This is a genomic window from Alistipes sp. cv1 (assembly GCF_900240235.1).
Taxonomy (GTDB): domain Bacteria; phylum Bacteroidota; class Bacteroidia; order Bacteroidales; family Rikenellaceae; genus Alistipes_A; species Alistipes_A hominis.
This window is the reverse complement of record NZ_OEPW01000001.1, coordinates 1-23,925: the sequence shown is the minus strand read 5'-3', so window position 1 is coordinate 23,925 and position 23,925 is coordinate 1. Positions and strand designations below refer to the sequence as shown.

At 53.3% G+C, this 23,925-nt stretch carries 19 protein-coding genes and 1 pseudogene; 14 read left to right on the top strand and 6 right to left on the bottom strand.

The genetic code is table 11. The features are described 5' to 3' along the window. Positions 1 to 20: 20 nt before the first annotated feature. On the bottom strand, positions 21 to 953 hold the full coding sequence (locus C1A08_RS00095) for an alpha/beta fold hydrolase (RefSeq protein ID WP_101570534.1): 933 nt from the start codon (positions 951 to 953) through the stop codon (positions 21 to 23). A gap of 155 nt (positions 954 to 1,108) precedes the next feature. On the opposite strand from C1A08_RS00095, the gene C1A08_RS00090 reads away from it, so the two are divergent. After that, positions 1,109 to 2,566 (top strand): DHA2 family efflux MFS transporter permease subunit, encoded by a 1,458-nt coding sequence (locus C1A08_RS00090; RefSeq protein WP_101570532.1) that lies wholly within the window; start codon positions 1,109 to 1,111, stop codon positions 2,564 to 2,566. A gap of 39 nt (positions 2,567 to 2,605) precedes the next feature. On the opposite strand, the gene C1A08_RS00085 is transcribed toward C1A08_RS00090, so the two are convergent. Beyond that, the gene (locus tag C1A08_RS00085; RefSeq protein ID WP_101570530.1) at positions 2,606 to 3,070 is read right to left on the bottom strand and encodes a hypothetical protein; all 465 of its coding nucleotides are present in this window, start codon (positions 3,068 to 3,070) and stop codon (positions 2,606 to 2,608) included. A 458-nt stretch (positions 3,071 to 3,528) separates the two neighbouring features. Here C1A08_RS00085 and C1A08_RS13520 point away from each other — a divergent pair, with 458 nt between their 5' ends. The 6 genes from C1A08_RS13520 (at position 3,529) to C1A08_RS00055 (ending at position 7,718) form a co-directional block, all read left to right on the top strand. Then, a complete protein-coding gene (locus C1A08_RS13520) occupies positions 3,529 to 3,774 on the top strand; it encodes a helix-turn-helix domain-containing protein (protein WP_101570528.1) in 246 nt (81 codons plus the stop codon). After that, positions 3,765 to 3,959, top strand: a complete 195-nt coding sequence (locus C1A08_RS00075; protein WP_101570526.1) for a helix-turn-helix transcriptional regulator — start codon at positions 3,765 to 3,767, stop codon at positions 3,957 to 3,959. Before C1A08_RS13520 ends, C1A08_RS00075 begins: the two co-directional genes overlap by 10 nt. A gap of 158 nt (positions 3,960 to 4,117) precedes the next feature. Further along, complete coding sequence (locus C1A08_RS00070; RefSeq protein ID WP_101570524.1) at positions 4,118 to 4,639, top strand: DUF6125 family protein; 522 nt, start codon at positions 4,118 to 4,120, stop codon at positions 4,637 to 4,639. Between the two features lie 141 nt (positions 4,640 to 4,780). Next, positions 4,781 to 5,644, top strand: coding sequence for a nitroreductase family protein (locus tag C1A08_RS00065; RefSeq protein ID WP_055204471.1), 864 nt, complete (start codon positions 4,781 to 4,783; stop codon positions 5,642 to 5,644). A gap of 3 nt (positions 5,645 to 5,647) precedes the next feature. Continuing rightward, positions 5,648 to 6,919: an Nramp family divalent metal transporter gene (locus tag C1A08_RS00060; RefSeq protein ID WP_055204473.1), complete on the top strand. Its 1,272-nt coding sequence runs from the start codon at positions 5,648 to 5,650 to the stop codon at positions 6,917 to 6,919. A gap of 64 nt (positions 6,920 to 6,983) precedes the next feature. Next, positions 6,984 to 7,718 carry a DUF4396 domain-containing protein gene (locus tag C1A08_RS00055; RefSeq protein ID WP_101570522.1) on the top strand — a complete coding sequence of 245 codons (735 nt, stop codon included), beginning with the start codon at positions 6,984 to 6,986 and terminating at the stop codon, positions 7,716 to 7,718. A 31-nt stretch (positions 7,719 to 7,749) separates the two neighbouring features. Here C1A08_RS00055 and C1A08_RS00050 read toward each other — a convergent pair whose 3' ends face one another. Beyond that, a complete protein-coding gene (locus C1A08_RS00050; RefSeq protein WP_101570520.1) occupies positions 7,750 to 8,598 on the bottom strand; it encodes a fructosamine kinase family protein in 849 nt (282 codons plus the stop codon). 161 nt (positions 8,599 to 8,759) lie between these two features. Between C1A08_RS00050 and C1A08_RS00045 the strand changes: the two genes are divergently transcribed. The 7 genes from C1A08_RS00045 to C1A08_RS00015 all read left to right on the top strand — a co-directional run bounded on the left by C1A08_RS00045 (position 8,760) and on the right by C1A08_RS00015 (position 21,431). After that, positions 8,760 to 10,640, top strand: coding sequence for an O-antigen ligase family protein (locus tag C1A08_RS00045; RefSeq protein WP_101570518.1), 1,881 nt, complete (start codon positions 8,760 to 8,762; stop codon positions 10,638 to 10,640). A 157-nt stretch (positions 10,641 to 10,797) separates the two neighbouring features. Further along, positions 10,798 to 11,682, top strand: coding sequence for a signal peptidase I (gene lepB, locus C1A08_RS00040; protein ID WP_055204481.1), 885 nt, complete (start codon positions 10,798 to 10,800; stop codon positions 11,680 to 11,682). A gap of 25 nt (positions 11,683 to 11,707) precedes the next feature. Beyond that, positions 11,708 to 12,265: a hypothetical protein gene (locus tag C1A08_RS00035; RefSeq protein ID WP_101570516.1), complete on the top strand. Its 558-nt coding sequence runs from the start codon at positions 11,708 to 11,710 to the stop codon at positions 12,263 to 12,265. 174 nt (positions 12,266 to 12,439) lie between these two features. Next, positions 12,440 to 13,930 (top strand): TolC family protein, encoded by a 1,491-nt coding sequence (locus C1A08_RS00030; RefSeq protein WP_180951495.1) that lies wholly within the window; start codon positions 12,440 to 12,442, stop codon positions 13,928 to 13,930. Between the two features lie 44 nt (positions 13,931 to 13,974). After that, a complete protein-coding gene (locus C1A08_RS00025) occupies positions 13,975 to 15,051 on the top strand; it encodes an efflux RND transporter periplasmic adaptor subunit (protein ID WP_101570512.1) in 1,077 nt (358 codons plus the stop codon). Positions 15,052 to 15,144: 93 nt separating this feature from the next. Then, positions 15,145 to 18,216, top strand: coding sequence for an efflux RND transporter permease subunit (locus C1A08_RS00020; protein WP_101570510.1), 3,072 nt, complete (start codon positions 15,145 to 15,147; stop codon positions 18,214 to 18,216). Then, the gene (locus C1A08_RS00015; RefSeq protein ID WP_101570508.1) at positions 18,213 to 21,431 is read left to right on the top strand and encodes an efflux RND transporter permease subunit; all 3,219 of its coding nucleotides are present in this window, start codon (positions 18,213 to 18,215) and stop codon (positions 21,429 to 21,431) included. The genes C1A08_RS00020 and C1A08_RS00015 overlap by 4 nt, the downstream gene beginning before the upstream one ends. A 102-nt stretch (positions 21,432 to 21,533) precedes the next feature. Here the strand turns inward: C1A08_RS00015 and C1A08_RS00010 are convergent, their stop codons facing one another. The 3 genes and pseudogenes from C1A08_RS00010 to C1A08_RS13175 form a co-directional block, all read right to left on the bottom strand. Continuing rightward, complete coding sequence (locus C1A08_RS00010; protein ID WP_180951494.1) at positions 21,534 to 22,679, bottom strand: 6-bladed beta-propeller; 1,146 nt, start codon at positions 22,677 to 22,679, stop codon at positions 21,534 to 21,536. Positions 22,680 to 22,784: 105 nt separating this feature from the next. Further along, positions 22,785 to 23,180, bottom strand: coding sequence for a hypothetical protein (locus C1A08_RS13005; protein ID WP_145996479.1), 396 nt, complete (start codon positions 23,178 to 23,180; stop codon positions 22,785 to 22,787). Positions 23,181 to 23,248: 68 nt separating this feature from the next. Continuing rightward, positions 23,249 to 23,925 (bottom strand): annotated as a pseudogene (locus C1A08_RS13175) (hypothetical protein); the annotation flags it as partial.

The following is a 23,925-nucleotide window of genomic DNA, read 5'->3' as shown; positions in this document are numbered from 1 at the left end:
GGATAGCGTTGCGGCATCGTTTATCGAAGAGAATCGCTCTCCTTTAGAAAAGTCAATACGGCGTTTTGCATGTCTTCGCTATTCTCGAGAAACGGCATATGGCCGACGTTGCTTCTCCGCAGGATCATGTTCGGGAAATGTACGTTCCGGTAGTGTTTAGGCCCGACGCTCCAGTCCGTGCTGCCATAAAAAAACAGGACGGGTACTTGAATTTCAGCCGTGGCAGGTCTATAGTCCCGGTAATATTCCGGAAATACAACGGCGTTATTGCTAAAAAAACTATTGCTGAAATCGTTGTTGAAAGAGGGAACTTCCTGATATGACCGATTCATCTTTGCATCGCTCTCCGGCGAAGCGTAAAATATTTTCCACCGGAGTTTTTTTTCTTCGAGTTTTCCGGCGGCGATCGTCAATTTTTCCATATTTGAAAGAGAATCGTTTTTCAAAAAAGCGCACTCTTTTTTCCCGAGTAGTTTTCCGGCTTTTTTTAGCCATCCGTTTTCGAAGCTGTCGTCGATATACAACGTGCAGTTCAGCATGACCATCCCTTCGATTGCACCGGGATACCGTTCTGTATATCCCATTTGCAGGATTCCTCCGAACGAATGCCCCAGTGTGAACCAACGGTCGATATGCAGGATTTGGCGCACCTGTTCGAAATCCTCGGCCATCCTTTTCATCGAATAATCTCCGTTGGAAGGACTGGTCGAACGTCCGGTTCCCCGCTGGTCGAGATAGATCATCGTAAAATGCCGTTCGAAGAATTCTCCGGAAAATTTTTCAAGCCAATAAGAACCCGATCCGGGACCGCCGTGCAAATAAAGCAAGTGCGGCCCGTGTCCTTTTATTTTCACGTAAAGTTGTACGCTATCGGTCGTCGTAACGATCAATTCTTTCCCCTGAAGTCGTATAAATCCGGTCAGGGCGACAAGCAGCAATAAGAGGTTTTTCATAGGTCGAATTTAATTTATCGGGATAATATACGATATTATTTTTTATTTCGCAAGCCGGGATAAAAAAATATTTATTTCGCCCTGCCGTGCCTCCGGCAGGCGAGCGGCCTTTTTTGTTGAAAATTGTTAACTTTGCGATTGAGATTTTGAGGAGGATGAGAATAGATAAATCGGTTCGGGTAGCGTTGGTGGTGGCCATTGCATTTTTCATGCAGTTTCTCGACACCACGGCGGTCAATACGGCTATTCCGGCCATGGCGCGCGCCTTCGGGACGGATGTTATCCATTTGAGTACGGGCATCACTTCGTACCTGATTGCGCTGGCGATCTTTATTCCGGTCAGCGGTTGGATCGCCGACCGGTTCGGGACGCGCAACGTGTTCTGCGCGGCGATCGTGTTTTTTATCCTCTCCTCGACGCTGTGCGGGACGTCGCAGTCGTTGTTGCAGTTCGTGATCTACCGGGTGATGCAGGGGATGGCCGGGGCGATGATGTCGCCGGTGGGCCGCCTGGCCGTGCTGAAAACGTCGTCCAAAGAGAATCTGCCCGTCGCGATGAATTACATCACGATTCCGGCGCTGGTCGCGCCGATCGTCGGCCCGCTGGTCGGCGGCTATCTGACGACTTTCCTTACGTGGCGGTGGATTTTCTACCTGAACGTTCCGATCAGCATCGCGTGCGTCCTGCTCGCCTGGCGTTATATCCCGTCCGAGAAGCGCGGCGAGGGTTCCCGCAAACCGTTCGACGCTCCGGGGTTCGTCCTGAGCGGCCTGGCGCTGGCCGGATTCATGTACGGCGTGGAGCTGTTCAGCAAAGAAGGACTTTCGTATTACGTGCCGCTGGGGCTTATCGGCGGAAGTCTCATTATACTGTTCGCCAACGTGTTTTATTCGAAACGGATCGACAATCCGCTGATCGACTATTCGGTGATGAAGTACAAAAGCTACCGGATCACGATCTACGCCGGTTCGGTTTCGCGGATGGTGATCGGCGTGTTCCCGTACCTGGTTCCGCTGATGTTCCAGGTCGGGTTCGGGCTCAGTCCGTTCGAGGCGGGACTGCTGTTCCTGTCGACGATGGTCGGCAACCTGTCGATGAAGTCGGCTACCGTGTGGGTCATACGCAGTTTCCGTTTCCGCAGCGTGCTGATCGTAAACGGCTGCCTCGTAGCCCTGTTCACTTTTCTGACGGCCCTGCTGCTGCCGACCACGCCGGTATGGATTATCGTGCTGACGCTGTTCCTGTCGGGACTCGTGCGCTCGATGCAGTTCAGTTCGCTGACGACGCTCGCTTTCGCCGATATTCCCGAACACGATATGACCTCGGCCAATACGCTGTACAGTACGATCCAGCAGATGTCGATCGGGATGGGGATCGCCATCGGCGCCGTCGCGCTGCGCTTTTCGAACGTACTGAACGGCGGCGTGCCGGGACAATACACGATCCCGGATTTCCGGCTGGCGTTCTTTTTCGTCACGGCGATCGGGTTCCTGCATCTGTTCGGTTACCTCGGGCTCTCGCCCGACGCCGGCAACGCGGTGCGGATCAAAAAAGACCATTCGGCGGACGATGCTTCCGGCGCGGCCGGACGGGGAACCGCTCCCGGCCGGTAGCCTGTCCCCTACTCTTTCGTACGTGTTCGCCGGATCATTTCATACGGACAGAATGCCGTGTTTCCACGCATACTCCCTGGCGGCCGGTACGGTGATCGGGTAATTGACGAAGTTGAACACGGCGAACGGGGGCACCTCGATCCGCTTTTCGCGGAGTCGCGCGACGATTCGCAGGATCTCCTGGTACAGTAGGAAATTCCGGTTGACCGTGGCGGCGGGAGTATGAAATTCGCGTTCGAGCATTTCGGCGTACGACCGGTCGTGGCGTTCGTGGGCGCGGGCGAAGACTTCGTACGGCATCGTCTCGTTCGGTCCGGCCGAGCCATCTGCCATTCTTATCAGCAATTCTTTCGGGCCGGGCGCGATCCGTGTCTGCAACAGTTCTGCGGGAATCTCGTTCGCTCCGATATCCATGACCGGGCGTGTGTGCAGAAAGTCGATGCTCAGTTCGAGGTGGTACGCGGCATGGGGCGACAACAACCAGCTTTCATTCTTTTCTTTCATGGCGGCATTCGGATAATGATTGGATGAGATACGTCCTGTCCGGGACGTAAAACTGGGACATATCCTCGCCGCCGCTGCGGTAGAACAATAAAAAAGGGGCAAGGACGCTCAGACAGCTCGTTCAGTCGGCCTTAGGATGCCTTGTGTGGAAACTGCCCTTGCGCCCAAGCCCCGCCCCGGTATTTCGTACCGGGGCATGGCAAGGGTTTCGGACAAGATTTACGCCACACTAAACCTGCTACATAATAAATATAACAGTTCCTAAGTTTACTGAACGACGCAAAGGTTGTCTTAACCTTTACTGTGTATGTTACGGTTTAAACCGTATTATGACCTAACAAAGATAATATTTTCATTGTCAATTATTGATTTACAAATGCAAATATAAAATTTATTTCTGAATAAAATACCGATTGGTATGCAAAAAAGAAAGTGATTATCTTCTATTTTGCTCAATTATGAGCACTCCGAGACGTGACAATCAATTCCTTGCGACCATTGTGTGGAGATTGAAAGAAATCCGCAACGGCCGGGGTGTGTCCCAACAGCGGGTTACGATGGATACGGGAGTAAATATCAGTAGGATAGAATCAGGGAATCGGATGCCTTCGATTTATTCGTTAGCTATTCTTTGCAAGTATTACGAAGTTTCGATGGAAGAGTTTTTCAAAAATATTGATTTGAAAAATAAGCCTTGGGAATAAAGATAGCTGAACGCTTGAAGGACGTTCGCATAAAGAAGGGCCTTACCCAGGAGAACGTGCGTTTCGATCTGAATATGAACATAGGCCGTATCGAGATTGCAGAAAATTGCATATCGCTCCCTACCCTGAAAAAGTTGTGTAATTATTACGGTATTACTTTCGAGGAGTTTTTCAGAGGAATTTAGCCTGCCTTTAAAATTTGAATCTACAAAAACGTATTCGGCGAGTATAATTGCCGTTCCTTGCTGAAATAATCGACTTTATATTTTGCCTGCGCCGGGCGGCGCCGAACCTTTTATTGCCGGGAAATCGTTATTTTTGTACCGACTGAAACGATGCCTTTATGAAAGCGATGAGTTTGGAAGAACTGACTAAGGAACAACTCGAAGAATTGGTGCGGATCTATGCCCGCAACCTGTTGGCGCTCGACGGCGTGTGGTTTCAGTCCGTCGAACGCGGACGGGGCATGGACGAGGCGATGGCGCACGACTGTGCGGTGTGGCGGCGTTTCACCGAGACGGAAGCCCGCCGTATCAAAACGTTTCTCGGTCTGCCCGAACGGCCGGGACTCGACGGGCTGGAACAAGCCCTCGCGTTTCGTTTCGCCGCGCTGGCCAACCGCCGGACGGAGTGCCGCCGAGCGGGCGATGCGCTGGAGTTCCGCGTGGCGGACTGCCGGGTGCAGTCGGCTCGCACCCGCAGGGGGTTGCCGTTGCATCCGTGCAAACCGGTCGGCGAAAACGAGTACGCCTATTTCGCCCGCGTGATCGACGATCGGATCGGATGCGAGGCCGTGAGTTGTTTTCCGGATATGACCGAGCCGGACTGCGCCTGCGCGTGGCGGTTCCGGCTCGAAAAGGAGTAACGGCGGAAGACGGGCGTATGCGCTGCGGTTTGGAACATTTTATGTATGGCGTTATAGATCAATGTCGAGTAAAAAAGTTCGGGCGGACCGGGGAAAATAGCCCGGTTTATCGTATTTTTACGGAATTAAAATCAGGATGGTATGGAAGTAATGCTGAGCGTTCGTGCGGAGAGTTGCATCCGGTGCGGCAAATGTGTGCGGGTGTGCCCGTCGAAAATTTTTACGCAGCCGGCCTCCGGCGGCGAGATCGGATTGCAAGGGATCGGGTCGTGTATCGTGTGCGGGCATTGCGTGGCCGTCTGCCCGACCGGTTCGGTCGAGCACGGGGATTTTCCGCCGCAGAAGGTGCATCCGGTCGATCGGGAATTGCTGCCCTCGCCCGAACAGGTGATGCTGCTGTGCAAGGCGCGGCGGTCGAACCGGGCCTTTACCGCGAAGCCGGTGCCGGAAGAGACGCTCGACCGGATTCTCGAGGCCGCCCACCGCGCCCCGACCGCCAGCAACCTGCAACGGGTGGCGTTTACGCTGGTGACCGATCCCGAAAAACTGCACGCGATCAGCGCGTTTACCGTCGGCGTATTCGCTTCGATTCTCAGAAAACTCGAAAATCCGCTGCTGAAGCCGGTGCTGAAACGGATTGCGCCGCAGCTATACGGCTACGTGCCGCATTTTAAGCGTCTGATCTCGGAGTTCGACAAGGGGAACGACCTGATCCTGCGCGGGGCTACCGCCGTGATCCTGATCCATACGCCTTCGGAAAGCCGCTTCGGATGCCAGGACGCCAACCTCGCCTATCAGAACGGTTCGCTGATGGCCGAGAGTCTCGGCGTTGCCCAGTTCTACACCGGTTTCGTCTGTTCGGCCGTCGAACAAGACCGGAACAGGCGGCTGGCCAAAATGCTCGGCATATCCGGGAAGATACGCGCCGGAATGGCGCTCGGCATACCGGCGTTCCGCTATCCGAACTACATCGACCGCAAGGATATAAATGTAACCAAATTGTGATTCATGGCTTCGTTTCTGAATTCGCTGCGTACTAAATTCGGCCTCGGTAAACATCATCCCCGGCTCGGCGGCCTCGAAATACTGAAATACATCGGGCCCGGTCTGCTGGTGACCGTCGGGTTCATCGATCCGGGCAACTGGGCTTCGAACCTGGCCGCGGGCGCCGACTACGGCTATGCGCTGCTGTGGATGGTCACGCTGTCGACCGTGATGCTGATCGTCCTGCAACACAACGTGGCCCACCTGGGGATCGCCACCGGGCTTTGCTTGTCGGAGGCTGCCACCGTTTACCTGAAGCCGGCCGTGTCGCGCACCGTGCTGGGGTCGGCCGTGCTCGCGTCGATCTCCACGTCGCTGGCCGAAATTCTGGGCGGGGCGATCGCGTTGCAGATGCTGTTCGGCATTCCGGTGCGGATCGGGGCGCTGATGGTGCTGATTTTCGTAATCGTCATGCTGTTTACCAACAGTTACCGGCTGATCGAGAAGTGGATCATCGCGTTCGTGTCGATCATCGGGCTGTCGTTTATTTACGAACTGTCGCTGACGACGATCGACTGGCCCGCGGCCGCTTGGGCGTGGGTTACGCCGACCATTCCGGAGGGGTCGATGGTGATTATCATGAGCGTGCTGGGGGCCGTGGTGATGCCGCACAACCTGTTCCTGCACTCCGAGATCATCCAGAGCCGGCAGTGGAACCTTTCCGACGACGCGGTGATCAAAAAACAGCTCCGGTACGAATATGCCGATACGATCCTGTCGATGCTGATCGGCTGGGCGATCAACAGCGCGATGATCCTACTGGCCGCCGCGACGTTCTTCGTGTCCAAAACACCCGTCGAAGAGTTGCAGCAGGCCGATTCGCTGCTGCGCCCGCTGCTCGGAAGCAATGCGACGGTGATCTTCGCCGTGGCGCTGCTGTTCGCCGGGATCGCTTCGACGATTACGTCGGGTATGGCGGCCGGTTCCATTTTCGCCGGGATCTTCAAAGAGCCCTACGATATCAAGGATAGCCACTCGCGGCTCGGCGTGATCATTTCGCTCGTCGTCGCGTTCCTGATCATCCTGGTGATTACCAATCCGTTCCGGGGACTGATCTATTCGCAGATGATCCTCAGCATCCAGCTGCCGTTCACCGTTTTCCTGCAGGTTTACCTGACTTCTTCCGAACGGGTGATGGGCAAGTATAAAAATTCGACGTTCACCAAATACCTGCTTTATGCGATCGGCGGCGTGGTGACGCTGCTGAACGTGATGCTGCTGGTCAGCATGTTCTGACGGCGTTTCCCCGCGTTGGTATGTTAATTGTTACGGATCTTCGTAACAATTTAACCTGTTTGGTATGAATACAATCGCCGTATTTTTCGTATGCTCGGGCATCGTTTCGGCCCTCGTGATCGCATCGGATCTCCATAGCCGGAAGCAGTCCATGAAGATAATGAACAGCGTGTGGATACTGACCGGGCTCTGGGGCGGGTTTATCGCCTTGTGGGCTTATTTCCGGTTCGGGCGCGCGAAACGCTCCGCGCCGGTGGCCGCTCCGATGCGGATGGAGGCGCCGGATGCCGGTTCGATGCCGATGGGAAATAAAGCGGAGACGCGCATGCCGATGGATATGGGCCGCGACCGTCCGAAGTGGCAGTCCGTCGTGCTGTCGACGCTGCACTGCGGCGCCGGATGTACGTTAGCCGACCTGATCGGGGAAAGCTTTCTGTATTTCGTGCCGGTCGCGATCGGCGGCAGCGCGGTTGTCGGCGGTTGGGCGCTGGATTATGCGTTGGCGCTCTGTATCGGGGTTTATTTTCAGTACGCGGCAATCCGGAGTATGCAAATGCTGCCGAGAAAGCAGGCGGTCGTCCATGCGCTGAAGGCCGATTTTCTGTCGTTGACCGCGTGGCAGGCCGGCATGTACGCGTGGATGGCCGTCGTTATCTGGGTGCTGTTCCGGGAAACCGGATTGTCGAAAATGTCGTGGACGTTCTGGTTTATGATGCAGACGGCCATGTTCGTCGGTTTTTTGGCAGCTCTGCCGATGAACGTATGGCTGATCCGCAAAGGCGTTAAAAAGGGCATGTAGTCGGGCCGTACGGTTCGGATGCTCCTCTGTTTTAATCGGATGCGTATTTTTCCAGGATGCGGTTCGCTTCCGGAAGGTAGGAGCTGCCGAAAAGGTTCAGGTGGTTCAACAGATGGTATAGCCGGTAGATCCCTTCGCGGTACTCCCAGCGGGGTTTCAACGGATATTCCTGCTCATAGGCCCGGTAAAAGGCCGGAGGGAAACCGCCGAACAGCCGCGTCATCGCCAGATCGGCTTCGCGGTGTCCGTAATAAACGGCCGGATCGATCAGCACGACCTCGCCGGAAACGGCGTCGCATAGGAAATTACCCGCCCACAGATCGCCGTGGAGCAGGCACGGCGGCTCCTCGCAGCCCTGCAAGATATCCGCGATTTTCGATTCCAACCGGGCGAAATTTCTGCGGAGTCCGGTCGTGGCATAGCCGTTCCGTTCGGCCAGCTCGTACTGGTAGCGCAGGCGTTTGTTCAGGTAAAATGCGGTCCAATTCGACCGTTCGGCGCCGTGCGGAAGATTGATCTGCGGATTGAGTCCGATGTAGTTGTTCCGCCGGAATCCGAAATATGCCGTCCGGCGACGGTGCAGCCGGGCCAGTCTGCGCCCGAAATCTTCGAAAAAATCGTTTCCGCCGGCGCTGTTCGGGACGTATTCGGTCAGCAGGTGATCCGTTCCGACGGACAGGACTTTCGGGGTGCGGAAGATTCCGGTTTCCGACAATTCTTTCAGTCCTTCGGCTTCGCATACATAGCTTTCGGAGGGCGCGCCGCTTTTGAGAAAGTATTCCGCGCCCGATTTCGTACGGATCTTTCCGGTGCCGGAGACGGCGCTCGTTATCGGGTCGCCGATCGCTGTTTCGAGAACGGTTTTCAGGTTCGTATTCATAGGCGTAATCGGTTTTTAGGGAATCCTGCCGGGAATTGTGGCCATAAATATACTTGTTTCGAAATTAAAATCGAAAGACGTTCTTCGTTGGACGGAATTTTTTATAACTTTATCCGCCTGAATCATAGCTTGTTTATAAACATATCGAACGGACGGAAGTTATGCGGGTGCGCGATTTGGCGGTTTTTCTGGTGAAAACGACGACGGTTTTGTTGTCGGTCGCTGTCTTTTTCATCGTATTCCGGGTGCGGAAAGATACGCCGTTGATCGCGGTCGCCGAAAAAGAACAGGCGCTCTTTTGGCTGATGCCGTGTCTGACTTTTTTTGTCCTGTTATGGTTTTGTATGGCCCGGGAGAAACGGGTACGGTGGACGGTCGCGGATCTTCTGGCGTGCGTGCTGCTGGCGTACGTCGTTTTTCGTTCCGGTTCCCGGACGGAGTACGCATGGGCTGTACCGGTAGCGCTGGGATGCCTTTACCTGAACCTGCGGATCGTGTTTTCGCTGTCCCGCGGGGTCGTGCCCGTATTGGTGCTGGCGTTGCTATCGACCGGGATTGCCGAGGCTGTTACCGGATTGATGCAGTTGTACGGAATGGCTTCGTCGAATCATTCGCTGTTCGGCATGACCGGATCGTTTTTCAATCCGGGCCCCTACTCCAACTACCTCGCCGTGATCGTTCCCGTGGCGTTTTATTACGTGCTGACTCTGCGTGCCGTTCCGGCCGTTCTGTCGGCGTCGAAAGGGCGCGCGAGATTCGTACGGTTGTCGAATCCGGATACGCTGATCTATTACGCATCCTGGCTTTTCTTGCTGCTGGCTCTGGTTGTCTTGCCGGCGACCCGGGGGCGGATTGCGTGGCTGGCGGTGCTGGGGAGCGGTTTGGTTGCGGTATGCCGCGAGACGCCCGCGCCGGCATATATCCGAAAGTTTTACCGACGCAGGAAGTTTCTGTTTGCAACGATTGGTTCGGCCGTGCTCGTTCTGGTCGTCGTGTCGCTGGTCGGGTTGTACCGGTACAAAAAGGATTCGGCCGGCGGCCGGTGGCTGATCTGGAACGTGTCGGCGCAGTTGATCCGTGAAAATCCCGCATTCGGCGTGGGAACGGGCTGCTTTGCCGGGGCGTACGGGAATGCGCAAGAAGCCAGCTTCGTTTCCGGGGCGATGACTGAAGATCAGGTGCGCGTAGCCGGGGCTCCGGATTATGCTTTCAACGATTTTTTGCAGATTACGGTCGAAACGGGAGCGGCCGGAGCCTTGCTGTTTCTGTCGGTGGTCGTTTTGTCTTTCCGGGGATTGGCGCGCCGGCGGGACGGGTTGCTGTACGGCTTGACGAGCCTGATGATCGTTTCGTTGGCTTCTTATCCGCTGAATCTGCTCCCCTTCTGTATTTTGCTTGTGTTTTTTATCGCGGCGGCTCAGGACGATGGTCGTTCGGGAAGACGATTTCCGGCGGTCGTCTCCGTCGCGCTGCTTTCGGGCACGTTCGCGTGGTCGTGCTGCGCCGTATCCGGAGCGGAAAAGCGATACCGGGCTTTGCAGGATTGGAAGCTGTTGCAAGGGGCCTATCAGTTGCAGGATTACCGGTTCGTTGCGGGGGAGTACGAAGAACTGTATCCGGAACTTTGCGACGAGCCCCGTTTCCTGTTCGAATACGGGCATGCGCTGAATAAGTCGGAACGCTATTTTCTGAGCGATTGGGCGCTGCGCCGGGGCGCGCGTTTCAGCGGCGATCCGATGTTCTGGAACGTGATGGGAAATAACAGCAAGGCGCGGGGAGATGTCGTTGCCGCCGAACGGTATTACCAGAAGGCCTACCGTCGGCTACCGAACCGTTTGTATCCGTTGTACCTGCTGGCAAAGCTCTATTTCGAGACGGGGCAGGACGATAAAGCCCGCGAAATGGCCGACCGGGTGTTGTCGTTCGACCCCAAGGTTCCCTCCACGGCTGTGCGGGAGATGAAGGGGGAAATCCGGCGGCTGCAAAATCGGGAGCTTTCGGAGACGGATTCGTCCGTTTCGTCCGAAATGTATGGAAAATAGTCCGGACGGCATGGAGTATCGGTCGGAATGTATTAATTTCGAATAACAAAAAATTGTTTTAATGATCCTGAACGATGGTGCGGAATGCGTTTTTAAAGGAACCCGATCGGGTGTGCGTCAAAAACGGTCGGCAGTTCGGGATGCGAGAATGTAAAAGATGATGTTAAATAAACAAAAGATAGCGAAGGCCGTCAATGCGGTTTCCGTGTGCGTATTGGCGTTTTTCGGGTTGGTGCTGCTCTATTTCGGCACACGCGTTTTCGTGTGCGACAAATATCCGGTTTCGACGACGTCGATGACTCCGACGATCATTCCCGGCGATCAGATTCTGGTCAATAAGCTGGTTTTCGGCGCGCGAATTTATAAAAACCTAAAGTTTCTCCAAGGCGATTCGCTCGAAACGTTCCGGATTCCCGGATTCAGGAAAATCAGGCACAACGACGTCGTCGTTTTCAATTTCCCGTTCGGGAACGACGACTGGCAAAAGATCGAGTTTCGGATCAACCGGGTCTTTGCCAAACGCTGTCTCGGTCTGCCGGGCGATACGCTCTCTGTCGTGAACGGCTTTTACCGTAACCCGGCCTGTCGCGATACGCTGGGGTATTATGACAACGAAGCGGCTTTCTCGGCCACGCCCGACTCCCTGATCGATCCGGTCATCCTACGGTCGGCTCCGTTCGACGAGAAGTACGGCTGGACGACGAAGAATTTCGGGCCGCTGTATATTCCCCGCAAGGGGGATCGCATCCGGCTGGATGCCCGGAATCATGTGCTGTACCGGCTGGCGGTCGGATACGAGACGGGGAAGCGCCTTGAAGTGCGCGACAGCGTTCTGTATCTCGGCGACTTTCCCGTCGATGAATATACGTTCACGGAAAATTATTATTTCATGGGCGGCGACAATGTGGCCAACTCGCAGGATTCGCGTTATTTCGGATTCATTCCGGAAAAGTTTATCGTCGGCGTCGCTACGCGGATCGCCTATTCGCGGGACAAAGCGACCGGGAAGTTGCGGTGGAACCGGCTGATGAAAGCGCTTTGATTTTAGAACTTATTGATAGCATGTTATGATGGTAAAACGTATTTTGGTTATCCTGTTAAGCTGCTTTGCGGTCGTTTCCTGCAAAACGGCGCGGATCAAAAAGGAATTGAAGGAATTTACCGGGCAGCAAATCGTGCTGCCCGACAGCCTGCGGAGTACGGTGAACGGCCGGGACACCACGCTGACCGACTTTATGGGCGCCGAAACGAAGCTGGTGGTATTTTACGATTCGGTGGTCTGCTCTTCCTGCCGGATCAACAGGATGTACGAATGGCAGGAAGTGATCGCCACATCGATCGGACTGAAGCATAAGTTCAATGCGATATTTATATTTTCGCCCAAACGGGGAACCGAATCCCAGCTTATTACTTCGCTGAAAGCGGCCCAGTTGGATTATCCGGTATTTCTCGATAGCGGAGGTTTGTTTTTAAAACGGAATCCCCGCATTCCGTCCGGGGAAATGTATCATACTTTCTTGCTCGACCGGCAGAACCGGGTGGTTTTGGTCGGCAATCCGATCGGAAACGAGCGGCTGTGGGAGCTTTATAAAAAGGAGATCCGGGAACAGGCCAAGCACGACTAAGCAGGTCGACTTAAACAATAAATTATTAGCAATGATCCTGCCGGTTTGCACGAAAAAACGTTGAAACTGACAAAAAAAGATCAAAAAAGTAACAAAGGAAGGGATTTTCGGATTCCTTTTTTTGTACTTTTACAAGAAAGCGGCGGACTGCCGATCCAAGACCGTATGATTTTTATGAAAAGAAACACGATTTCGTTGTTGATCGTTGTCGGGGTGTTATTTTCGACGGAAGGGTATGCTCAGAGCCTGAACCGCAAAATGACCCTGACCGACGTTATTTATACCGCGCACGAACAATCGCCCAGCGCATTGGTGGCCAAACATAATTTTCTGGGGAACTACTGGGCGTACCGTTCTTATAAAGCGCAGTTTCTGCCGTCGCTGAACCTGGGGGCGACGCTGGGCAATTTCAACCGGTCGCTGATGGCGCTTCAGAATTCCGAGACGGGAAATATCAAATACGTCGAGAACAACAACATGCGCAACAACCTGACGCTTTCGCTGGATCAGAATATCGCGTTGACGGGAGGTAAAGTATCCGTATTCACACAGTTGAACCGGCTGGATCAGTATGCGCCGGAACGGAACATAACATATAATTCGCAGCCGATCAATATCACTTACATTCAGCCGTTGCGGGCTTTCAATTCGCTGAAATGGCAGAAGAAGACCCAACCGAAAGAGTACGAAAAGGCCAAGCGGAGTTACCTCGAAACGATGGAGGATATTACCGTTACGGCTACTTCGCTGTTTTTCAATGCGCTGTTGTCGCAGCGGAACCTCGAAAGGGCCCAGAAAAATTATCAGAATACCGAAACGCTTTACCGGATTGCCAAGGAACGTTTCGAACTTGGGAAAGTGACCAAGAGCGAATTGCTGCAGCTCGAACTACGGCTGCTGAACGACGGCCTGTCGATCAATCAGAGTCAGTTGAATCTGGATATGAACCAGTTGAAACTGAAATCGTACCTCGGATACAACGAAAGCGTGCAACTGGAGCTGGTGCTGCCCGATTCGATTCCCGAACTCGCGCTGAATGTAAGCGAGGTGGTCGATCTCTCCTATGCCAATTCTTCTTTCGGACTCAGTCAGGAACTTTCCGTGTTGTACGCCGAACAGTCCGTCGCCGAAGCCAAGGCGAACCGGGGACTTTCGGCCACGCTCAGCGCCCAGTTCGGACTGACTCAGCAGAATGAAAGCTTTAAATATGCTTACAAAAATCCGATGGATCAGGAGATTATTAGTCTGGGTCTGAGCCTGCCGATTATGGATTGGGGGCTGGGTAAAGGACGGGTCAAAACCGCCAAATCGCGTGAAAATGTGGTACGCACCCAGACCAATCAGGAAGACACGGAGCACCGCCAGGATATTATGATCAAAGTGGTGCAGTTCAACAACCAGATCCGACAGTGTAAAATATCGGCCATGGCCGACAGCGTGGCCGAACAGCGTTACGAAATGGTGATGGAGCGTTTTATCAACGGAACGGCCGACGTGACCGACCTCAATACGGCTCAGAGCGAAAAGGACGAAGCGGCGAACCGTTACATTCAGGAACTGAACAATTACTGGTCGTATTACTATAATATACGCAGGCTGACCCTGTTCGATTATATCAGCAGGACGAACATATCGGCCGAGTTCGATAAGATCGTCGGGAAATAACGGACGGGGAAATTCACAGTAAAGATTTTAAATCGGAGTTGATAATGAAACTTTATTTTTTGCCGCTTTGCGTGGCGGCGATCCTTTGGGGGTGCGGGCACGACAAAGAGAAGAAACGGGAAGATTCGGAAGCGGCCAAGGCCGAATACGTGGCCGAACGGAATGTCGTCGATACGGTCGTGCTGCGGCCGCGGAATTTCAATAAACAAATCGTCGGCAACGGGAAGTTGCGGGCCGTGACCAAGAGCGTGCTTCGTTTCGCGACGGCCGGAGATATTTCCGAAGTCTGCGTTGCGAACGGACAGTCCGTGCGGCAGGGCGAGGTGATCGCCCGACTCGATCCGCGTTCGGCGCAGTTGCGACTCGAACAGGCGCATCAGACGCTCGATAAGGCCGAGATCGACCGGGTCGACGCGTTGATCAGCTTCGGGTACTCGGACACGACCGACGTGCCGAAAGAGCGCCGTCGTGTAGCCGATATCCGTTCGGGGTATGCCTCAGCCGTCAACAGCCTGAAACAGGCCGAGATCGACCTGATGAATACAACCCTGAAAGCTCCTTTTGCGGGGAAGATAGCGAACCTGCAGTCGAAAGTTTACGAAAAGCCGAACGATCCGTTCTGTACGCTGATCGACGACCGGACGTTCGACGTCGATTTCAACCTGCTGGAATCGGAGGTTGGCTTCGTGGCTGTCGGGCAGACTGTGAAAACGGCGTCGTTCAACCGGCCGGATCACTATTACGACGGCGTCGTAACGCAGATCAATCCGCTGGTAGACGACAAAGGACAGATCAACGTGCGGGCCAAGGTGAACAATACGGACGGGAAGTTGCTCGAAGGGATGAACGTTACGGTGCTGGTCGAGAATCTGGTGCGGGGACAGTTGGCCGTACCGAAAAGCGCCGTGGTGATCCGGGACAACCAGGAGGTGCTGTTTCGCCTGGGGCCGGAGAACAAAGCGATGTGGACTTATGTGAACGTGGTGATGTCGAACAGCGATTCGCACGTGGTCGCCCCGAACCTGGACAAGGGCGCCGAACTGAATGCTGGGGATGTGATCATTACTTCGGGTAATCTGAACCTGGCGGACGGTTCCCAGGTGGAAGTACGCAAACCGTAGGTTGAATTTCGTTTCCCGCCGGCGGTGGTTCGGCTGAGAAACAGGACGGAAGCGCATTCGTGTCGATGTTCGTCCGTTTAAAATGATTTTTTTATGATCAAACGCCTGATAGAACGCCCGGTCGCCGTCACGATGACCTTGATTGCCGTCCTCGTGCTCGGTTTCGTTTCGATCGGTATGTTGCCCGTTTCGCTGATGCCGGATATTCAGATACCGCAGATCACGGTGCGGGTGGTCGACGATAACGCTTCGGCCCGCGAATTGGATGCGACGATCGTTAAACCGTTGAAAAACCAATTGATGCAGGTTTCGCACCTGCGGGACATCACGACCGAAGCCAGGAATGGGACGGGAACGATTTTCATGCAGTTCGACCCCGGTTCGGACATCAATTACCTGTTCATCGAGACCAACGAAAAGATCGACCGGGCGATGAGTTCGTTGCCCCGCGACATGGAACGCCCGAAGGTGGTCAAAGCGAGCGCGACGGATATTCCGGCTTTCTTCATCAACATGAGCCTAACCGACGAGGACGATGACGGCGTCGTCGCATCGTCGCGCGAGCTGTTTCCCGTTTCGCCGAAATTCATGGAATTGAGCCGTTTCGCCGGGCAGGTGATCGCCAAACGGATCGAGCAGATCCCGCAGGTGGCCATGGTGGACGTCAGCGGACTCTCCTACCCCGAACTGTTGATCGTCCCCGACCGCAAAAAGCTCGAGTCGCTCGGAATCAGCGAGCAAACGCTCGAAAACGCCCTGCAACGCAACAACATCAAATTGGGAAATTTGACCATCCGGGAGGGGGAATACCAGTACGACATCCGGTTCGAATCGGACATTCTTTCCAAAAAGGATATTGAGAACGTGTACCTGAATATCCATGACCGGTTGTACCAGTTCAAAGATCTGGCGACGGTCATCGAGCATCCGCAACGGCGGCAGGGCATGGTGCGTTCCGATTCTCATAATGCGGTTTCGATGGCCGTCATCAAGCAGTCGGACGCGCAGATGAGCGATCTGCGGGCCGAGATCAACGGCTTGATGCAGCATTTCCGGAACGAGTATCCGCACGTACAGTTCACCGTTACCCGGGACCAGACGCAGTTGCTCGAATATTCGATCGGCAACCTGCGCAACGACATCATCGTGGGCGCTCTGCTGGCTTGTCTGATCATTTTCCTGTTCATGCAGGATTTCCGGACGCCGGTGCTGGTGACGATCACCATTCCGCTGGCGTTGATCGTGTCGTTGCTGTTCTTCCACCTGCTGGGTATCACGATCAATATCGTTTCGCTGTCGGGATTGGTGCTGGGGATCGGTATGATGGTGGACAATTCGATCGTCGTCATCGACAACATTTCGCAGCATTGGGACCGCGGCGAACCGCTGAAAGAAGCCGTGCCGGCCGCTACGAACGAAGTCTTCGGGCCGATGCTGAGCTCTGTGCTGACGACCTGCTCGGTATTCGTGCCGTTGATTTTTCTCAGCGGGATCGCCGGCTCGCTATTCTACGACCAGGCTATGGCCGTTGCGATCGGACTGTTTTCGTCGCTGATGGTTTCGGTGCTCGTCATTCCGGTCTATTATTATCTTTTTTATCGCAAAAGCCCTTTCCGCCCGACGAACCGTTACCTGGAAAAACTGGCTGTCGTGGATTTCCGAGGCGGGTACGAGCGGATACTGAAGTGGTTTTTCAGACACCAGCGATTCGTATGGATCTCGTTTATCGCCGTTTTCCCGGCATTGTGGTTCGTCTATACCGAGATCGATAAAGAGAAGTTGCCGCCGCTGACCCAGGACGACATGCTGATGAGCATCGACTGGAACAGCCGGATTTCGCCCGAGGACAACGACCGGCGTACCGACGCGCTGATGAGCGAAGTCGCCGATCTGGCGGCCCAGCGTACGGCAATGACCGGAATCCAGCAGTTCATCTTGTCGCATACCCGCGAGCTGAGCGCTTCTGAAGCGTTGGTGTATGTCCGGGCGAAAAGTCCGGATCATCTGCCGCAGATCAAAGAGCGGCTTGAAAAGCGTCTCAAGGAACAGTATCCGGACGCGATGTTTCATTTCGAAATGGCGGGTAATATCTTCGATATGATCTTCTCCGAAACCGAACCTCCGCTGGTCGCCCGGCTGAAACCGACCAACGGGCGGGCGCCCGATCCGGATAAACTGAACGCGCTGCTGGGGGAACTGAGCCGCGCCTTGCCCGACATTTATATCGAACCGGCCGTCTGGCAGGAACACGTGTTGTTCGTGGTGAAACCCCGCGTCATGGCACTGTACGGCATCGATTACAACACGGTTTTCAGCGCGCTGAAGAAAGCCACGAACCAAAACCGACTCTTTACGATCAACGAAGGGACTTTCTCGATCCCGGTGGTCAGCGGCAACCGGTCGCAATTGTCGGCGGATATTCTGGAAACGAAAGTGACCAACGGCGCCGGCGTCGACATCCCGCTCTCGATGCTGGTCGGCGAGACCCGAAGCCGCGATTTGAAAAACATCATCTCCGGTACCGAAGGCGATTTCTATCCGGTGAATATCGACGCTTCGGATCGGCAGATTCCGCAGTTGATGAGTACGATCCGCGCCGTGGTACAGCAGAATGACGATTTCGACGTCGGTTTCTCGGGGAGTTACTTTTCGAACCGGACGATGATCGGCGAACTGATCGTCGTGCTGACCGTCGCTTTCCTGCTGTTGTTTTTTATCCTGGCTGCGCAATTCGAATCGCTGGTTCAGCCGCTGATCATCCTGTCCGAGATTCTGGTGGATATATTCGGCGCCCTGCTGATACTGTGGCTGCTCGGCGCCAGCATCAACCTAATGTCGCTGATCGGACTCGTAGTGATGTGCGGCGTTGTGATCAACGACTCGATCCTAAAAGTCGATACGATCAACAAACTGCGTAAGAACGGATATTCGTTGATCCGCGCGATCATGGAGGGCGGTTCGCGGCGCATCAAGCCGATCGTGATGACGAGTCTGACGACGATCCTTGCGGTGCTGCCGTTCCTGTACCGCGGCGACATGGGTTCCGACCTGCAGTATCCGCTGTCGTTGACCCTGATCAGCGGAATGATAGTCGGCACGGTGGTCAGCGTATTCTATGTTCCGGTGTTCTATTACACGATTTATAAAAGCAAGAAGAAACGATGACGGATTCCGGTGGAAATATTTTTTCGCGGATACCGTCCTATTCCGTCATTCTGATCATGATCGTGATGGTCGTGATCGGCGCCGGGATCATGCCGTTGCTCAATATCCAATATACGCCTTCCTCGAAGCAGAATAGCCTGAACGTCAACTTCCGATGGAACGGGGCGTCGGCCCGGGTGATCGAAACCGAGGTGACGTCGAAAATCGAAGGTGTGCTGGCGGCCGTCAAAGGGGTCGATCACGTCAGCTCGGTGTCTTACCGGGAGGGAGGCAGCGTCAGCGTATCGTTCAAAAAAAATGTCAACGTCGATGTACTCCGATTCGAGATCGCGTCGCTGATGAGGCAAATTTATCCGAAATTACCCGAGGGCGTCTCCTACCCTTCGCTGTCGTCCGCCCCGTCCGGAGAACAGCTCTCCCCGGTGCTGATCTACACGTTGAACGCGGGCGTCCCCAGTCAGCAGATCCAGCAGTATGCCGAAGAGAACATCGTCAAGGAACTGGCCCGGATCAAAGGGGTTGGCAACATCGGTTTTTCAGGAGCTACGCCTTTCTATGTCGAAGTTTGTTTCGACCCGGATAAATTGGATAATTTCGGGATTTCGATCGACGAGCTGCACAACGGAATCAGTGCGGGGTTGGAACGCCAGGATATCGTCGGCAACATCGTCCAAGAAGACCGGCAGGGGGAAGTGAACGAAATCACCGTGATGCTCGGCAGCGGCGGCAGCCGGGTCGATTTCGAGTCGATTCCGATCAAAAATATCGACGGTACGATCGTATCGTTGGGCGATCTGGCTTCGGTGGCCTACAAAGAGCAGTTGCCGGCTTTCTATTTCAGAATCAACGGACTGAATACGATCAACCTGTCGGTGACTCCCGAAAAATACGTCAACACGATCGATCTGTCCAAACGAGTCAGGGAGCGGATGGAACAATTGGGACGAACTTTCCCTGACGGATATTCGGCGACGCTCAGCTACGATTCGTCGGACTATATCAAGGGCGAGTTGCGCAAGATCGTGTTCCGGACGGTGCTTTCGGTGATTATTCTGCTGTTGTTCGTTTTTCTGGTCAGCAGGAAATTACGCTACCTGTTCATCATCGTGGTAACGCTGGCGGCGAATATTTTCATCGCGTTCATTTTCTATTATTTTCTGAATCTGGAGATTCACCTCTACTCGCTGGCGGGAATTACCGTGTCGTTGGGGATTATCATCGACACTTCGATTATCATGATCGACCATTACGGCTATTACCGTGACCGGAAGGCGTTTATCGCCATTCTTGCGGCCGTGATGACTACGGTCGGTTCGCTCGCCATCGTATTTTTTCTTCCCGAGCAGCAGCGGGTGAACCTGGTCGATTTCTCGGCCGTGATGATCGTCAACCTGATGATCTCGATCGTCGTGGCGCTGATTTTCGTGCCGGCGTTGATGGACAAACTGCCGATCGCTCCGCGCAAGCGTAAAAACACCCGGCGGAAGATGAGGCGATTGCTGAGGTTCAACCGTATTTACGGGAGATACATTCTGTTCGGCAAACGACATAAATGGATCTTTATCGTCGTTATGATCTTGGGATTCGGGTTGCCGGTTCACCTGCTGCCCGAGCGGATCAAGACCGACCCGAATCAAGAAGACAAGTGGTGGCCGAAGACATATAACAAGACGATCGGCAGCGTATGGTATCAGGAAAACATGAAGTCGATCGTCGAGAAGTCGCTCGGCGGGAGTCTGCGGTTCTTTATGAAGAACATGTCGGGAGGGAATTATTACCGGGAGCCGCAGCGGACGACGCTGAGCATCCGAGCGGCGATGCCGGAAGGATGTACCGTGCAGCAGCTCAACGATATCATGAAGATGATGGAAAACTTCCTGAGCCAGTTCGACGAGATCGACATGTTCAAGACGAGTATTTACGGGTACAACGACGGTTCGATCGAAGTTACGTTTAAGAAAGATGCGGAGCATACCGGTTTTCCTCTTTTCCTGAAAAATACGGTAATCAGCCAGGCCATCAACTACGGCGGAGCTACATGGGGAGTCTACGGGATCGACCAGAACGGGTTCAACAATAACGTCTATTCGGGCTATAAGTCGCACCGGATCACGCTCACCGGCTACAATTACGATCAGTTGTACCGTTATGCGGAGGACGTCGTAAAGCAGATATCGAAAAACAAGCGCGTGGGCGATCCGGGGATTTACGGGCAGGTCAGATGGGGCAACAACCTGTCGCGTAACGAGTTTTACATCGCCTTCCATCCCGACCGGATCGCGCTGAACGGTATCGACCTGTACAGCCTGTACAATTCGATGCGGCAAAAGCTGTACAACGGGAACGTCGGTTCCTATTTCGACGGGGAGTCCAGCCTGCCTGTGGCGTTGGTGTCTTCGCAGCGCGACCGTTTCGACGTATGGCGTCTGTCTAACGAATACCTGCGGGTGAACGGGCAGAACGCGCGGTTTTCCGAGTTCGGCGATATCGCCAAACGGCGCACCGGAAACGACATTTACAAGGATAACCAGCAGTACCGGCTGATCGTTGCCTATGATTTCGTCGGGCCGTACGAACTGGCCGAGAAGACGACCCGCACGGAAGTGGAACGTCTCAACGACGAAGTGTTGCCGATCGGTTTCAAAGCCGAGACGGACAGTTACAACTGGGGCGGCGGCGGACCCGGCGCCAACCGTCAGTACTGGCTGATCCTGCTGGTGATTACGATCATCTATTTCTGCTGCGCGGTGCTTTTCGAGTCGCTGACCGAACCGCTGATTATTCTGTCGCTGATCCCGATTTCGTTTATCGGGGTGTTTCTGACGTTCGGAATCACGGGGTATACGTTCGACCAGGGCGGTTTCGCCGCTTTCGTACTGCTGTGCGGAACCGTCGTGAACGCCGGGATCTATATCATCAACCACTACAATCTGACCTGCAAGGTCGGGAACGGAGTCTCGATGCACAATTTCCTGAAAGCGTACAATCATAAGATCATTCCCATTTCGCTGACGATCCTCTCGTCGGTGCTGGGATTGATTCCGTTCCTTTACGACGGCGAGTCCGAAGTATTCTGGTTCGCCTTCGCCGTCGGCACGATGGGCGGCATGTTGTTCTCGGTGATCGCGCTGGTATTCTTCCTGCCGTTGTTCGTTCCGGTCGGCCTCAGGCAGCGGCGCAAGCGGCGTAAAAAGCTTGCCGCTACCGCTGCTTGACGAGTTCCGTGATCTCCCGTCCGAAAACAGTTTCGGTTTCCGGTTGCGCGATGTTTTTTTGGGGGATAATCTATGTGTAGATAATCAGTGTCTTACGTCTTATTATCGAGACTGTCGTTTGAGGTGGTAGACGATCAGTACGGGATTGTCGTTTTCGCTGATTTTCGCGGCGATTCGTTGCAGTTCGTCGCTTTGTCTTCCGTTGTTTTTGCAGATGGTTTCGGCGTTGTCGCGAAAACTCGACGGAGTCATGACCGAGACGAAATAGTCGTCCGCTCCGTAGCAAGCCGTGTGCGGAATGAATGGAAAGCCGTTCAGCCGTTCCGCATTGTAACCGTCGGCTACGTAGGTTCCTCGCTTAGCCTGCTTGTCCCACAAAATCGATCCGCCGAGGTATTCGAACAGGATATACCGGTCGTTTTCGACCAGCCCGCGGATATACCGGAAATTCCGTTCGGCGGCCCGTTGCCTGATCTCTTCGAAATCGGTCTCCTTCTTTCCCGGTTTATAACTTTTCCCTTCGTTGAAATAGGTGATAACGTAGCAAGGCTCCCACGTGCCGTTCCGGTATCGAAGGATGGTATCGCTCAGCGGCAGCATCACGTGGTATGCATCGCCGTCGCGGCCGACCGGATTGGACGAATAGGAACTGTTGCCATGCCAAGTCAGTCGGGTTTTGCGGTACGGCTTCTGTTTTTTCAGGTTTGCCGGGTAGGTGGCGAGCAGATCCCGGCGGATCGGATTGATTCCGTAGCAGGCTATCACGGTGTTCGAATCGGCGGGGCAAAGTCGTTTGGCATTATTCAAAGTCGAATCCATGTCGGTTTCTGTGTCGGGTATATATTGGCCGTCGAGTCCGTAACGGAAAACTTTCCGTTTGGCTTGATCGACGATAACTGCTTCTTGAGAATAAGGATCGACATACCAGGTCTGTAGTCCAAGGTATTCGCCAGGGCCGCGTCCCGGTCTTCCGATCCGGTTCAGGTATTTCCCCCGGTTATCGAAAACGAGGATTTCAGGCATAAATCCGACAACCGACGAGGTGACGAAAAATTTGTCGTCGTAGCATTGTATGTCGATAATATTGCTCAACAGACTGCTGTCGCCGGTTTCGAGCGGGATAAAATCGCAGGATTCGATCAGAGAGTCGAGTTGTTCGATGGTTGCCGAAGTTACATTTTCTTTCGAAATATATTCGCCGTTGTAAACGATCGGTCGGTTGTCAGAAGTACAACCGGTTAGCAACAAAGATGATAAAAGATATAAAATTCTGTGTTTTAAGTTCATGGTTATAGTTATTCGTTTATAAGGAAAGAAGCTGCCGGAATGTTCCGGCAGCTTAGTATGTTAATTTTAATGGGAGACTCCGTCATCAATGATTAAACTGCCAGCTTGAGACGGATCGCAACAATACCCTTGGTAAGGGGCACAGTAAGTAGTTTCGTAAACTATAGTATAATAATGACCTTTTATATATTTTTTATTTTGTAAAGTTCCTTTTGAATATGTTAGAAATCCGTCCATTATGCATTCTTTGGTTTCTGTTATTGTGCCTTGAGCTTTTTCTAACATAGAATTAGGGTATAAATTTGGTTGCCCACACTCCAAGCCAGGGTATTCTCCCCAAGAAAGCGCTTCAACATTAGCCGCTAATAAATCAGTTTTCGCATTACCATTTTCTGTCCACAGCATTGCGGTTACGGCACTCGCAATCAGCAGAGTGCTCGTCAGAATCAATCGTTTCTTCATAGTTGTGAAATTTTAATAAGTTAATAAATGAATTAATTTATCCTCCCTTTAAAATAGGATCGGATGGTTTATTTTCTTATAGTCTGGTAATTACATATTTTTCCGTCTGGACTGATTCCTTCTATGGTAATATCGTATTGAGGATTTTCGTTGTCATCGGCATAGAACTCTATTATAGCGGTACCGTCTGGTTCTATTTCCAGGTATGGGTTCCAAAAAAGCGTCGTCCGGATATCGGGTTTCTCGTCGGCAACTTTTTCAGGGGTATCGTATGCCGGACTGTAAAACTCTACGCTTTCGGCATAACCGATGGTACGATACATTTTTATCTCGGATCTAATTGCTGAAACCCCTTCTTTTAAAATAATTTCTACTCGATATGGAAATTCAACAGACATCGGTGTAATTTCAGTTTTTTGTACGTAATTGATATATAAGACATCATCGACAGTATAACTCGTTAAATCGCTTAAAGCACAACCTCCTCCATTAACTGATAATAAAACGGGATGATAAAACTTGTTGAAACAAAGAGATCCTGAAGCATCCGGCAATCCTTTCCTTCTCATAAATAATCCGTCGCCTACTCTATAGACACCGGGTAAAAACATTATGTAATTATACAGGGACATGGGCTTATATTTAGCGAGCGCAGCAGTGTCGAGTAATGTTCCGTAAGTATTCCCTTTTGGTTTTCTAGGGTCCACAGCCCTTACGACTGCCCCGGGGAGTTCGTATACCTTTT

Bases quoted from the DNA above. Each gene is read 5' to 3' on its own strand.
- C1A08_RS00035 (WP_101570516.1), top strand. From the start codon at position 11,708: ATGATGGTAAAACGTATTTTGGTTATCCTGTTAAGCTGCTTTGCGGTC.
- C1A08_RS13005 (WP_145996479.1), bottom strand. From the start codon at position 23,180: ATGAAGAAACGATTGATTCTGACGAGCACTCTGCTGATTGCGAGTGCC.
- C1A08_RS00085 (WP_101570530.1), bottom strand. From the start codon at position 3,070: ATGAAAGAAAAGAATGAAAGCTGGTTGTTGTCGCCCCATGCCGCGTAC.
- C1A08_RS00070 (WP_101570524.1), top strand. From the start codon at position 4,118: ATGAAAGCGATGAGTTTGGAAGAACTGACTAAGGAACAACTCGAAGAA.
- C1A08_RS00015 (WP_101570508.1), top strand. From the start codon at position 18,213: ATGACGGATTCCGGTGGAAATATTTTTTCGCGGATACCGTCCTATTCC.
- C1A08_RS13520 (WP_101570528.1), top strand. From the start codon at position 3,529: ATGAGCACTCCGAGACGTGACAATCAATTCCTTGCGACCATTGTGTGG.
- C1A08_RS00095 (WP_101570534.1), bottom strand. From the start codon at position 953: ATGAAAAACCTCTTATTGCTGCTTGTCGCCCTGACCGGATTTATACGA.
- C1A08_RS00045 (WP_101570518.1), top strand. From the start codon at position 8,760: ATGCGGGTGCGCGATTTGGCGGTTTTTCTGGTGAAAACGACGACGGTT.
- C1A08_RS00060 (WP_055204473.1), top strand. From the start codon at position 5,648: ATGGCTTCGTTTCTGAATTCGCTGCGTACTAAATTCGGCCTCGGTAAA.
- lepB (WP_055204481.1), top strand. From the start codon at position 10,798: ATGATGTTAAATAAACAAAAGATAGCGAAGGCCGTCAATGCGGTTTCC.
- C1A08_RS00030 (WP_180951495.1), top strand. From the start codon at position 12,440: ATGAAAAGAAACACGATTTCGTTGTTGATCGTTGTCGGGGTGTTATTT.
- C1A08_RS00055 (WP_101570522.1), top strand. From the start codon at position 6,984: ATGAATACAATCGCCGTATTTTTCGTATGCTCGGGCATCGTTTCGGCC.
- C1A08_RS00050 (WP_101570520.1), bottom strand. From the start codon at position 8,598: ATGAATACGAACCTGAAAACCGTTCTCGAAACAGCGATCGGCGACCCG.
- C1A08_RS00025 (WP_101570512.1), top strand. From the start codon at position 13,975: ATGAAACTTTATTTTTTGCCGCTTTGCGTGGCGGCGATCCTTTGGGGG.
- C1A08_RS00020 (WP_101570510.1), top strand. From the start codon at position 15,145: ATGATCAAACGCCTGATAGAACGCCCGGTCGCCGTCACGATGACCTTG.
- C1A08_RS00065 (WP_055204471.1), top strand. From the start codon at position 4,781: ATGGAAGTAATGCTGAGCGTTCGTGCGGAGAGTTGCATCCGGTGCGGC.
- C1A08_RS00090 (WP_101570532.1), top strand. From the start codon at position 1,109: ATGAGAATAGATAAATCGGTTCGGGTAGCGTTGGTGGTGGCCATTGCA.